The following is an 11827-nucleotide window of genomic DNA, read 5'->3' on the forward strand; positions in this document are numbered from 1 at the left end:
CTGCTCCTTCGGGTGATGGGTGTTGCACGTCGACCCGGGACTGGCCGCGTGGGAGGTACTTCGGCCCGGCCGGCGCCCGGGGCTGCGCGCTGGGCCTGCCCGCTGCGGGATGCTGGTCCGCACGCGGTGTCATGTGCGGCCGACGGGTGCATCGGGGCTGGTGGTCGATGGTGGTGAAGCCGTGGGCGGCGGGCGGACGCATGCTGATGCTGCTTCTGCTCGGTGGCGTGAGGTCGGGTGGGCGGGGGGGAGGGAGGCCGTGGGCCTGGCACGAGCGGCGGTCAGCGGGGCTGCTCGCCGCGGCGGGCGGTCGCTGGCCGCAGGTCGATGCGCGTGAAGTACTCGCGGCCGATGATCCGGTCCCGGACGTCTGCGGGAAGGCGGGCGAGCAGGCCAGGCAGCGGCCGTTCCCGCTCGACCTGGCTTCGGTGGGCGCAGATGGCCGCCCACTTGGTGTCCAGCCACGGGCGTACGTCCGCGACCAGGTCGACGCTCTCGTCGGGGACACTGAGCACCGACTTGTCAACCCGGGTGAGGAGCGGGCCGAGGTCGGCGACGGCCGAGTGTGGGTGGGTCGCCAGGTGGATCGCCGAAGGGCGCCAGGGAGCTCCGGCGTCCGGGTAGAGGTGCTCGAGCCCGGCTGCGGTCGCGGCGAGCACGACGACCCGGTGGGTGAGACGGTGGTCCGGGTGGCCGGTGAGTCCCCCGTACGCGTCGTGGGTGACCACGATGTCGGGCCGGAACTCCCGGGTCTGCCGTACGACGTCTTCCACCACGCGCTCCAGCGGCGCGTCGCACAGCCGCGGCCCGGTGGACGAGTCGGCGAGGCGGTGGTCTGCGTACCCGAGCAGCCTCGGCTCTCCTGCCCCGAGGATCCGGGTGGCGTCGGTCAGCTCGGCTGCGCGGTGGGTACCCGGGGCCCAGGTGGCGGTCACCACCGCGGTGCGGGCCCCCGACTCGGCATGCTGGGCGAGGACCCCGCCGGCGACGAGAGTCTCGTCATCCGGGTGCCCGAACACGCCGAGCAGGCTGGGAAGTTGTGACACAGATACCTCCTGGAGCAGTGGGGGTGCCGGCTGGCGACCGGCCGGGCGGCGGTTCGGGTCGGGTCACAGGACGGTCGGGCGGCCGGAGGCGGTCAGGCGCCACGCGGTGCGCCAGCTCATCGGCCGCCGGTCCTGCTCATGGCGGCCAGCCCACCCTTCGCGAAAGCCCTGCCAGGACTCGCGGGCGCATCCGCCGCGCACGGCCCGCAGCGCCGTTGCTGCGGTCCACACCGCCAGGTACACGAGGATCAGCGGGGCGGGCAGGTTGCGGTAGGCCACCCACACGCGGTTGCGGGCGGACAGCCGGTGGAAGAGGGCGTGCCGGGACGGGCTGGTGAGAGGGTGGTGCATTCGCAGCCCTGCCGCGTACCAGCCGGTGTAGCCGAGGGCCGGCCCTCGCACCACCCGCCGACCTGGTCGAAGACGGTCCGGTGGATCAGGACAACGCCTTCGGTCATGGACGTGATGGTGCCGGGGCGGCCGGGGTCGCCGGTCCGAAGCCGGGGTACCCAGCGCCGGGGCGTGGTGGTGTCGTCCGGGCCCGTCAAGCGCGGCTGCACGTAGCCGGCTTCGGGGTGAGGCTCAGCCTTGGCGACGAGCTGGGCGAGGATGTCCGGCCTGGGGAGGGAGGCGTCGTTGTCCATGAAGAACAGGTAGTCGGGGGGTGGGTCGAGCATGGTCAGGATGCGGGCTCCCTCGTTGCGGCCGCCTGGGATGCCAAGATTCTCGGGTAGGACGACGGTCAGGGCGCCCGCCGGGACAACGTCCGGTGTGCAGCCGTTGCCGACGACGCAGATCCGCACATCGACGCCCCGTTGGGCCAGGAGGGTGGCCTGCGAGGCGCGCTCCTCGGCGGGGTGGTCGTTCATGGTCAGCAGGACGACGCCGACGAGCGGACGCCGCGCCCGGTCCTGTGCTTCGGCCGGGCCGGGGGCCGCGGGCGCCGCCGGGGGGCGCCGGGTGCCGGTCACTGCGCACTCCGCGCGGCCAGCTCGCCAGCCGCCTCGGAGGCGGGTTCGTCAGGGCCGGCCCACTGGAACACCAGCCGGCTGAGCACCTTGTCGACGACGTGGCCGGCCGGGAGATCCCGGTCCGGGGTCGTGGCGGGATGGACGGTCATCCGGGGGTAGCCGTGGCCGCGCGCGTGCTCGTCCCAGCGGCGCACCGCGGCGGCGAGCCGGTCGGCGAGGGCGGGGCCGCTCACGCCGAAGGCGTGGGCGACGAACTCGGCGCGGCGCTCGGACGGCGTCTTGCCGTCTTTCACCCAGTCGTAGGTGAGGTAGGCCAGGCTGGCGTCGCCGAGCAGGGCGGGTGCGTTCTCGCTGCGGGCGAAGGCGGCGATCCCGGTGTCCTTGTCCCGGTCACCGGCGAGGCGGCAGAAGCCGGCCGCCGTGGTGGCCAGGTAGAGCTGCAGCGTCTCGAAGGACTCGCCGCCGGCGATGGTCACGCCGGTGCGCACCTCGGTCCGCGGGCCCCGCAGCGCCTCCTCGTGCCCGGTGGTGTCGCGGGCCGGGCCGTCCTCGAAGCGCAGGCGCAGTTCGCCGCCGGCCAGGTCGACGACTGGGGTGGTGCGGCCGTTGCGGCCGAGGTCGCGGACGAACCCGCAGTACGTCCAGCCCGTCGCGTGCAGCACGTCACCGCGGCGCTCGAGGGCGATCGCCCGGGTGTAGCCGTGGACCTCCAGCGGGACCACCAGCGTCGCCCCGTCGCGGAGTTGCTGCCGCCAGGCGGGGGCAATGTCCCAGATGTTGTGGGTGATCACGATCCCGTCGAATCCGCCGCGGGGCACGTGCCGCGCGGGTGCGCCGAGCGCCCCGTCGCCCCGCAGGGCCAGGACCCGGCCGCTGCCGGCCTCCGCGGTGAACCGCCGGGTCCGGTGCACGACGTACTCGTCGATGTCCACGGTGACCACCCGGCCGTGTTCGCCGACGATGTGCGCGAGCAGCTCCGCGTTGTACCCGCCCGCGCCGACCTCGAGCACCGTCGCGCCAGGCTCCAGGTGGAGCTTGGAGATCATGTCGGCCTGCAGCCACACCGCCGACACCGAGCTGGTCGCCCGCCCGTTCTCGTCCCGCCGAGTGATGAGGGGCAAGTCGTCGTCGTAGGCGGCCGCCAGGTCCTGCTCCGGCGCGAACCGGTGCCGCGGCACCGTGCGCAGCGCCGCAAGGACCTCTTGCGGCAGGGAGGGGTTGGCGGCGGCGACGCGGTCGGTCATCTCGGTGCGGCGGCGGGCGGCTTCCGGGCTCTCGCCTGGCGCGGCCGGGTGGGCGGTGTCGTGCGGGTACGTGGCGACCGGCGGCAGGCCAGGGACGGAGCCCGGCAAGGTGACCTCCAGGGCCTGCGCGGCGGGCGTGAACACCGGGCCCAGGCACGCCAGCGCGGTGGTGTCGAACCACTCCCACCGCGTGAACTTGTGCGGCTCCAGCACGGCGGGAGTCCCGGTGAAGGCGGTGACCCTCGTGACGGCGGTCAGCCGGGGCACGCCCTGAGCAGCGTCGGTGAGGATGCCCAGCACGGTGGCCTCGGCTGCCACCAGGCCGGTCTCCTCGGCCAGTTCACGCACCGCTGTCTTCTCCAGCGGCTCCGCGCCGACGATCTTGCCGCCCGGCAGCTCCCACATGCCCCGGGCAGACCAGCCGAGCAGCACCTGGCCAAGGGCGTTGGTGACGACGGCCAGGGCTCCAGCGACCGCGACGTTGCCGGTCGCCGGAACCGTGCGCTCGGCCGCGACGGTGTCCGCGCATGGGCCACGCAGCACCAGCACGGCCAGGTCGCCAGCCTCGATCCGCTTCACGTCCGTCCAGCCGGACGTGAGGGCGGCGATCTCGTCGTCGTCGAGGGCGATGCTGCGCTTGTCGGTGGGTGTGGAGACGGCGAGCGGCGTGAAGACCACCACGGTGCCGTCGGGGCCCAGCCGCCGCCCGAGCGCGTGCAGCAGGTTGGTCCGGCCGGCGACGAAAGCCACCGAGAGGCGGAAGACGATCAGATCGTAGGGGTCGTCGCCGAGCGGGGCGGGGTCGTCGTGCTCGATGTCCAGGCGCAGCCACCGCACCCCCGCAGCGTCCGGGTGGGCGGTGCGGGCGCGCTCCAGCGCGGCCTCGGCGAAGTCGACCGCGTCGACCTGGAAACCGGCGGCCGCCAGGTGCGCGGCCAACTCGCCGGTGCCGCAGCCGACATCGAGAGCCCGGCCGCCGCCCTTGGGTGCGGGAGCGTGCTCGGCGAGCAGCGCCCGCTCGTCCTCCCCGAGCGGACGGAACTCGATGCCGTCGCGGTACAGCTGCTCCCAGTGGCCGGCCGGGGCGGTGCTCACAGTGCTGCTCCTCACGGGTGGGCTGGTCATACGCGGTGGGTGGTGCGCAGGTGGGCCAGGGTGCGGCGGCCGCGCTCCACCAGTTCGGGATCGCCGTTCGCGGCCCCGTACTGAATCCCGGAAACGGCGTCCAGGACGGCGTGGACTGCCAGGTGCTGCTCCTCGGCCGCCGTGAACTGCCTTCCGTAGCCGGCCATCACGGCCTCGTGGAGGTCCGAGCGGCCGGTCCAGGCGTCGGCCAGGCGCACGAAGTCCCTTACGGCGGGGCTACGTTCGGCCCGCTCGAAGTCGATCACGTACAGGGTGGTGGTGGCCGCGTCCCAGCGGAGGTTGCGGAGCTGGAGGTCACCGTGGGTGGGTACCAGGTCGAGGGCGGGGAGCTGCTCGGCGCTCTTGGCGATGGCGCGGATGTAGTCCTCGTCGCCAGGCGCCAGGTGCTCGCGGGCGCCGGCCAGGTGCCGCTCCAGCTTCCCCAGTGCCGCCGGAGGCCCGTCGCCCGGTTGGGCGGGGGCGCTGTGGTGGATCGCGGCCGCGAGCTGTCCGATGCGGTGGAAGATGCGCCGCTGCTCCTCGGGCGGGTGGACGGCGCCGTGGAGGGAACGGCCGGGCACCGCGGTGAGGATGACGGCCCGAAGATCCGGGTCGACGGCCACCAGGCGGGGCGCGGCCGCGCCCAGGGCCGGCACCCAGGTCTGGTAGGCGGTCACCTCCCGGCCGTGGAAGCGGGCGTTCTGGTGGACCTTCACGAACCACTCGCCGCCCTCGGCGCCACGCACCCGCCACACGCGGCTGCCCTCCCGCTCCCACGAGGTGTCGGTCCAGATGGTGATGCGCCCCACCGCCTGCTCGGCGAACTCCCGCACCCGTCGGTCGGGCGCCTGCGGGGAGGCGTCGACGGAGGACACCAGGCGCAGTCGGTCCGCCGTCGGCTCGAACTCGATCGGGTCGCCCGGCTCCTGGAAGTGGACGGCGAACTGCCGGCCGGCCTGGTAGGCGTCGACCCCGGCCCGGCAGTAGGCCACCATCGGGGAGGGCAGTTCAGCGAGCGGGTATCGGCTTCTCTGGGGCTCAGCGCACTGTTCGGCTGGTAGAGCGCCACATTTATCCAGGTCACGCGGTTGCATGCGTTGCTCTCTTTCTGCAACAGGTGTAGTGGAAGCGTTAGCTAGCAGTTGAGAGGCGGTCCCAACCGTCGAGGGAGGTCGGTCAGCTTCGACCCTGCCCAGGCATGGGAAGAGGACCCTGTAGCGGTGCGTCGATGTTCGTCGCCGTCGTAGACTCCGTGATCATGTTCAAGGGGTGGTGGCATGTGCTGCCGGACGAAGAGCGGCAGCAGTGGATGTTGGAGCCGTTCGTGGGTGTGGGGCCACTGCGCTTCGGCATGAGCCCCGTCGAGGTAGCGGACGCGATGAGCGATGTCACGGCGGAGACCGAGCGGCACCAGCGCCATCGTCCTGCGAACTCGAATGTCTCCACGGTCGTGCAGGGGGTCTATCCGAAGTTCGGCCTGCACCTCTTCTACCGGGATGAGGGGCTCGCAGGCGTCGTGGTCGACGCCCTGTGCGGGCCGCAGGTCTCCGTGGAGGGCACGACGCTGGTCGGCCGGGTGCCCTCCGTGCTGGAGCAGTGGATGGTCGATCGAGCCCTGCCGTCCGAAAGCGACCTCGTCTACATGAGCGCAGGCGTTCCGGCCTCGGAGTCCCTCGGTGTGACGATCAATGTGCAACGAGAGGGCGACCGTCTCCTCACCCGGCCCGTGTTCTACCCCGCTGAGGCGCTCGATGATCTCTCCCACTGGCTGCCGAGGGACGTCTGGGCGATCCATGACTGAATACTTCTGCGGTCCGTAGGAACACCGTCTACGCGCGGATGGCGCCGTCGGCCCTATGTAGGAGCACGTAGACCTTGGTGACACTGTGGTGTCGGTTGGTCATGTGGCTCTTCCCAATTCTCCGCGGCGGTTGACGAGCAGCACCGATGAGGCCGGGCGCTGGATGCCAGCGGCCACGGCTTGAGCGAGCAGGTCGAAGGGCGGTTGCTGGTCGGCGGCGGTCATGGGGCGCTCCAGGTCAGCGGGGCCGGGCTCGCCACGTTGGCGTAGCCGAGCGAGCGGTACAGGGCCGCGGCCTCCGGGGAGGCGGTGAGGTTGATCTGGCCGCAGCCGCTGGCGGTGAGCCAGTCGTGCACGGCCTCGACGACGAGTCGGGCGTGGCCCTGGCGGCGGTGGCCGGGGTCGGTGGCCACCGAGGCGATGTGCCCGACGTACGGGCCTTGACCGGGCCGGGGCATGCGGTCGGTGTACTGGCCGACCGCGCAGGACAGCAGCCTGCCCGCGCCGCCGTCGATGATGAACGCGGCGAAGCGCTGGTCGCCCGCGAGGCGGTCGGCGAACCACCGCTCGCACTCAAGACTCCAGGGCTCCGGCGGGACAACGCCGGCGGAGGCGAGCATGACCAGGCGCAGCCGGGTGAGTTCGGCGGCGTCCGATGGCAGGGCCCGGCGCGGGCGGGCCGTGGGTGCGGTGTGCTTCACAGTGCGGTGTCCTCTCGTCGGACGGCGGTGAACCAGTGCAGCGTGGGCCTGGTGTGTGGCCGTGTTCACCAGCCCATTTCGGTGTACGGCCGGCCGGCCCGGATACCGTCGATCGCGGCTCGGGTGTACGGAACGATCTGCTCGGGCAGGGCATCCGGGTGCCACCACTGCCAAGCCGTGCACTTGCCGGGCTCGCGCAGTTCGGGCGTGCCCTTCCAGAAGCGGACCCGGAAGACCAGCCCGAGCCTGGGCTGGGCGCCCGGGGCGTCGACGAGGTGGACGGCGTGCGCGAACTCCACGTCGGCGGGGTCGATGACCAGGCCGGCTTCCTCCATGGCCTCACGGATCAGGCACTCGACGGCCGACTCCTGCTCGCAGTGCCCGGCCAGGAAGTGCCAGGTGTTCCCGGCGTAGGCCGAATCCGGATGGCGCAGCCCGAGCATGACCCGGCCGTCGCCGTCCTCCAGGTAGAGGTGGACTCCGATGACGTTGGGCACGGCCTGGCTGCCGGGCCGCGCCTTCGGCGCTCGGCGGCTGGCCGTGTGCTGCACCGCGTGCCGGTGCACCAGCTCGATCGTGGAGGGGCGCAGCAGCAGCCGGTGCAGCATCTCCGGCTCGAACCAGCGCAGCATGACGCCCTCGTTCAGGGCCACGGCGTCGGGTTCACCGTTCCAGCGGGCGGCGTAGATCTGGACCGGCACGCACAGCCCGTCCACGCCGGTGGTCTGCTCCACCGCGAAGGGCTGAAGCTCGTCCAGTTCGAGGCCGGGAGCCTCCTCGGCGCTCGCGCAGCAGCGTGTCCGTCAGCGTGGCATCCAGCGGCTCGCGCCCGCCGCCCAGGAGCGACCACTCGCCCGGTGCCCAAATGCCGCGGTAGTTGTCGCGCAGGTGGAAGAGGTAGCGGCCGGCGCCATCGTGGATCAGGACGGAGGCATTGACTGGTTCCGCCTGGCCGTCGATCTCGGCCGCGAGCAGCTTGGCACGCAGCGAGGGTGAGGCGACCCGCTCCAGGGGGCGCCACTCGGCTCCGGTGACCTCCTCCGCCTGCAAAGCGACCTCGGCCGAGTCGGCGACGAGACAGAAGGCGAACCGGAAGTCCCAGTGCTGGTGGGCACCTTCACCCTTGGCCGGGTTGGGGCCGATGTCGTTGATGTCGATGTCGACTGGGACGCCGAGGATCTGCGGGGTCAGGCACAGGTCGCCCGGCGCGATGCCGGCCTCCTCGTGGACCTCGCGCAGGGCCGTCGCGAGCAGGCTTTCGTCACCGGCCTCGACGTGCCCGCCCGGGCAGATCACCAGGCCGGTGGCCTTGTGGTGGATGTGCAGGACCTGGCCCTCGGGCCGGATGACGACGGCGCTGCACGTGATGTGCGCGGGCAGCGTCGCGCGGCTGGTCGGCTCGGGCACCGAGTCCAGGAGCGCCAGCAGCGGCTCCAGCCGAGCCCGTTCCCGCGGGTGCCGCCGCAGGTAGGCCTGGACGAGCTGGCGGATGTCGGAGTGGGCAGGCGGCATGGCGGGACCTCTCGGGCGCGGGCGGGGCGTCATCGACCGGTCGGGAGCCGGTGCGGCAGGTCGTCGGCGGGCGACCGGGGCGACGGGGTGAGCTGGTTGCCGGGCAGTACCCAGCGCAGGCCCCGGCCGGCCGGTCCGGCGTGGACGGTCTGCCGGGCGGGGTCGGAGAGGTCGAGCCGGTACTCGCCCGGCCGACCGGCCTTCTCCCAGCGGGCGTGGAGTTCTTCGACGTCCGCCCACAGGTCGTGGCCACCGGACCAGGACACCTGCCAGGAACCGTCCTCGTCGGTCAGCAGGACGCGGGCACCAGTGGCCGGCTGATGCAGCATCCACCGCCCCGGGCCCTGCGCCACGCCGTTGGCGACGCCCAACAGGTGCCCGGCGGCCAGCCAGAACCCGGCGTACGTGAGGCGGTCCGGAACCGGGATGCGGCTGACCCGCCGGTGATCCGCCTCCACGGTGGCATCGGCGAGCGGCTGCGGGCGCCAGTAGTCCTGCCCGGCCGCGGGGGCGGTGCCGCCGCGGGTGTAGGGGATCAGGGCCGCGTCCCAGCCGGTGGCGGTTCGGGTGATGCGGCAGTGGGACGGCCATGAGGGCGATCCGGTGTGGATGCCCGCGACCAGCGAGCCGCCCGGGGCCATCTGCTCCAACAGAGCGGCGGGCACACTGCGCACGGAGAAGGACAGCACGATGGTGTCGAACTTCTCACCGGGGCAGCCGACCAGGGCATCGCCGGTCAGCAGACGCGGCCGGTACCCGGCGGCGGCCAGGCGCTCGCGGGCCGCCCGGCCCAGCCGCGGGTCGACCTCGATGCCGGTCACCCGTTCCTGGCCGGTGATCTCGCACAGAAGCGCGGCCACCGTCCCGGCGCCGGTTCCGGCTTCCAGCACGCGCGCACCACGGCGCAGAGCCAGGGGCTGGAGGAGGTGTACGAGGGCGGTGGTGTGGGTGGTCTGCGACGCGAAGCCGCCGCCGACCACGAGGTGGCCGCGCGGCACGGCGGCGGGGTCCTGGCCGGGCAGGTGCAGCATCAGGGACTCGCCGCTGTAGACCAGGTCCAGCCACTCCTGCAGGTCGGCCGGGTGGCCGGCGTCCAGGAGCTGCCAGACCCGCCGGTCGGTGCCGGCGACCTGGTCCCTGGGGGCGTAGCCGCGCGGCACGATGATCTCTCGGCGCACCGCCGAGAACGCCGCGCGCAGTGCCGGGTCGACCAGGCCCGCCTCCGTCTCCAGCCGCTCGACCAGCCGGGCGCGCAGGCCGCGGCCGGCGTCGTCCACAGGTTCGTCCTGGCAGCTGCCGGTCGGCGGGGTGTCGGCGGCGGTGTCCTGCTGCTGCAGGGCCCAGAGTTTGGCCAGTTCACCGCCCTCCTCGAGGGCGAGAAGCGCTTCGAGGGTGCCCTCCTCCGCCACTCGTCCGTCCTTGAGGACGACGACGCGGTCCACGTACCGAAGGCAGGTCAGCCGGTGGGTGACCAGCACGGTGGCGCGGCCCTGGGCTTGCTCGCGCAGCCCGGTGATGATGCGGCTCTCGCCTTCGGCGTCCAGCGCGCTGGTGGGCTCGTCCATGATGAGGAGGTCGCTGGGGCGGTAGAACGCGCGGCTCAGCGCCACGCGTTGCCACTCTCCGCCCGACAGGTCGCCGGAGCCGCCCCAGAACGCGCGGGCCATCAGCGTGTCCAGGCCGTGCCTCAGCTTGCCGATCACCCGGTCCGCGCCGGCGGCCTCGGCGGCGGCCAGCACCGCTGGGCGCCCGCCGGCGTGGGGCTGGCCGAGGGTGATGTTGGCTTCCAGCGTGACCGGGAACTTGGCGTACTGCTGCGGCACGTACGCCACCCGCTTCCACGCCAAGGCGGGGTCCAGGTCGCGCACGTCCACCCCGTCCCAGGTGACCTGACCGCTGTCGGGCAGGTAGAGGCCGGCCAGGCACTTGCCCAGGGTGGTCTTGCCGGAGCCGTTCATGCCGACCAGGCCGACGATCTCCCCGCGCCGGACTTCGAAGGTGACCTCGTCCAAGGCCGGGCGGGGCGCGTCGGGGTAGGTCAGGGTGATCTTCTCGGCGCGGAACACGCGCGCCTCGACCACGGGGGTGGTGCCGCGGGTCAGGCGGTGCTCGGCGGCCTCCTCCAGGAAGGTGCGCCACGAGCCCAGGTACGTCGAGGTTCGGAACAGGCGCCCTGCGGCGATGACCATGCCCCACAGCGCGGTGCTGACTGCCTGGAGCGCCAGCACCGCCGTCCCGGCCCTGGCCAGCGACATGTGACCACTCGCCAGTAGCGCCACCAGCGCGCCCCACAGCAGCGCGGAGGACAGGCCAGCCACGGCCGACCCGATCGCGGCGATCTTCGCGGACCGCCAAGCCGCCTGGTGCTCGCGCTCGCGCACCAGGGCGGCGTGGTGGCGGTAGCGGCCCAGGAGGAAGCCGGCCATCGTCCCGGCCCTGACCTGGTCGGCCGGGTACTTGTCGCTCAGATACCAGCGCAGCGCGCCCATCATCCGCCGGTCGGGGATCGAGCGCTGATAGGAGGTGTACTCGACGTGCTGGGCGCGGATCAGGGAGATCCAGCGCGGCACGATCCCCAGCGCCAGCAGCGGCAGAAGAAGGGGGTGAAGCACGGACACGACGAAAGCGGAGCCGACCAGGGAAGCCGCCGAGGCGATCAGGTCCTGGGTGCCGGAGACCAGGTCGCCGGCCGTGTTCGCGCCCCGCTCGGCGGCCTCGGCACGGTCGCTGAAGCCAGGGTTCTCGAACGCGACGAGCTCCGCGCCGGCCACGGCCTCCAACAGCATCGCCTCGGCCTGCGCGGTCAACTGCGGTGCGACCCGCCGCGACAGCGCCGCGACCGTCAGACCCAGCAGCGCCCGAGTGCCGCCCGCGCAGGCGAGCACCAGCAAGGAGGGCAACGCTGCATCCAGGCGGGAGCCGATGCCGCCGGAGCCGATCAGCACGCCGATCGCCCGCGTGGTGGCCAGCAGCCCGCCGGCCTGCAGAACACCGGCAGCGACCTGGCACACCAGCAGTACCACCACCGCGCGGCCGTCCACCCGCCACGCGAGCCGGAACGCCTCGCCCAGCACCCCCGGCAGCCGGGCCGAGATCTGCCGCACGCCTGCCGCACGCACCTCCTGGTCCGCCGCGTCCCAGCCAAGTCCCAGGCCGTAGTCCTCCTCCACGGACTCCTGCGTCTCGACCCCGGTCAACACCCACCCCCCTCCTGGCTCCAGCCGGCCCGAACCGGCGGCCGGTCGTCGATGCCCGCGCACGGCGCCGCACCACCTACCCGGCCGACCGGCGGTGCGCGGTGAACGTCCGGCGGCCCGGAGCGGGACGTGCCCGAGGACATGGCTCTCCCGAGGTGGTCGAAGGTGGCGTAGCGGTCGGTGCGCAGATCCTGGCAGCGCGCGGACCAGCCCGTGGGCGTGTCCTGGCG

11 protein-coding genes are annotated in these 11827 nt (G+C 73.0%); 1 reads left to right on the forward strand and 10 read right to left on the reverse strand.

Going from position 1 to position 11827, the window contains the following annotated elements; all coding sequences use genetic code 11:
* Positions 1-281 precede the first annotated feature (281 nt).
* The 5 genes from BOQ63_RS00655 to BOQ63_RS00675 all read right to left on the reverse strand — a co-directional run bounded on the left by BOQ63_RS00655 (position 282) and on the right by BOQ63_RS00675 (position 5381).
* Complete coding sequence (locus tag BOQ63_RS00655) at positions 282-1046, reverse strand: PIG-L deacetylase family protein (protein ID WP_072653027.1); 765 nt, start codon at positions 1044-1046, stop codon at positions 282-284.
* Between the two features lie 63 nt (positions 1047-1109).
* Positions 1110-1325, reverse strand: a complete 216-nt coding sequence (locus tag BOQ63_RS00660; protein ID WP_454129496.1) for a hypothetical protein — start codon at positions 1323-1325, stop codon at positions 1110-1112.
* Positions 1295-2017 carry a glycosyltransferase family 2 protein gene (locus BOQ63_RS00665; RefSeq protein WP_454129498.1) on the reverse strand — a complete coding sequence of 241 codons (723 nt, stop codon included), beginning with the start codon at positions 2015-2017 and terminating at the stop codon, positions 1295-1297. Before BOQ63_RS00665 ends, BOQ63_RS00660 begins: the two co-directional genes overlap by 31 nt.
* Positions 2014-4356, reverse strand: a complete 2343-nt coding sequence (gene fxlM / locus BOQ63_RS00670) for a methyltransferase, FxLD system (RefSeq protein WP_454129499.1) — start codon at positions 4354-4356, stop codon at positions 2014-2016. The genes BOQ63_RS00665 and fxlM overlap by 4 nt, the downstream gene beginning before the upstream one ends.
* A 26-nt stretch (positions 4357-4382) precedes the next feature.
* Positions 4383-5381 carry a phosphotransferase enzyme family protein gene (locus tag BOQ63_RS00675; protein WP_454129500.1) on the reverse strand — a complete coding sequence of 333 codons (999 nt, stop codon included), beginning with the start codon at positions 5379-5381 and terminating at the stop codon, positions 4383-4385.
* A gap of 233 nt (positions 5382-5614) precedes the next feature.
* Between BOQ63_RS00675 and BOQ63_RS00680 the strand changes: the two genes are divergently transcribed.
* On the forward strand, positions 5615-6187 hold the full coding sequence (locus BOQ63_RS00680) for a hypothetical protein (RefSeq protein WP_072653029.1): 573 nt from the start codon (positions 5615-5617) through the stop codon (positions 6185-6187).
* Positions 6188-6286: 99 nt separating this feature from the next.
* On the opposite strand, the gene BOQ63_RS00685 is transcribed toward BOQ63_RS00680, so the two are convergent.
* The 5 genes from BOQ63_RS00685 to BOQ63_RS00705 all read right to left on the reverse strand — a co-directional run bounded on the left by BOQ63_RS00685 (position 6287) and on the right by BOQ63_RS00705 (position 11600).
* Entirely contained in the window at positions 6287-6412 is a 126-nt protein-coding gene (locus BOQ63_RS00685; RefSeq protein WP_454129502.1) for a hypothetical protein, read from the reverse strand.
* Entirely contained in the window at positions 6409-6888 is a 480-nt protein-coding gene (locus tag BOQ63_RS00690) for a GNAT family N-acetyltransferase (RefSeq protein WP_072653030.1), read from the reverse strand. The genes BOQ63_RS00685 and BOQ63_RS00690 overlap by 4 nt, the downstream gene beginning before the upstream one ends.
* A gap of 65 nt (positions 6889-6953) precedes the next feature.
* Positions 6954-7622: an NUDIX hydrolase gene (locus tag BOQ63_RS00695; protein ID WP_454129504.1), complete on the reverse strand. Its 669-nt coding sequence runs from the start codon at positions 7620-7622 to the stop codon at positions 6954-6956.
* Positions 7552-8400 carry an NUDIX hydrolase gene (locus tag BOQ63_RS00700; protein ID WP_454129506.1) on the reverse strand — a complete coding sequence of 283 codons (849 nt, stop codon included), beginning with the start codon at positions 8398-8400 and terminating at the stop codon, positions 7552-7554. Before BOQ63_RS00700 ends, BOQ63_RS00695 begins: the two co-directional genes overlap by 71 nt.
* A gap of 29 nt (positions 8401-8429) precedes the next feature.
* On the reverse strand, positions 8430-11600 hold the full coding sequence (locus BOQ63_RS00705; RefSeq protein WP_072653031.1) for an ATP-binding cassette domain-containing protein: 3171 nt from the start codon (positions 11598-11600) through the stop codon (positions 8430-8432).
* Positions 11601-11827: the final 227 nt, after the last annotated feature.

Source organism: Streptomyces viridifaciens, from assembly GCF_001888885.2.
Classification (GTDB): domain Bacteria; phylum Actinomycetota; class Actinomycetes; order Streptomycetales; family Streptomycetaceae; genus Kitasatospora; species Kitasatospora aureofaciens.

Excerpts from the sequence above, each read along its gene's own strand:
- BOQ63_RS00675 (WP_454129500.1), bottom strand. The coding sequence starts at position 5,381 with ATGGTGGCCTACTGCCGGGCCGGGGTCGACGCCTACCAGGCCGGCCGG.
- BOQ63_RS00680 (WP_072653029.1), top strand. The coding sequence starts at position 5,615 with ATGTTCGTCGCCGTCGTAGACTCCGTGATCATGTTCAAGGGGTGGTGG.
- BOQ63_RS00685 (WP_454129502.1), bottom strand. The coding sequence starts at position 6,412 with ATGACCGCCGCCGACCAGCAACCGCCCTTCGACCTGCTCGCTCAAGCC.
- BOQ63_RS00700 (WP_454129506.1), bottom strand. The coding sequence starts at position 8,400 with ATGCCGCCTGCCCACTCCGACATCCGCCAGCTCGTCCAGGCCTACCTG.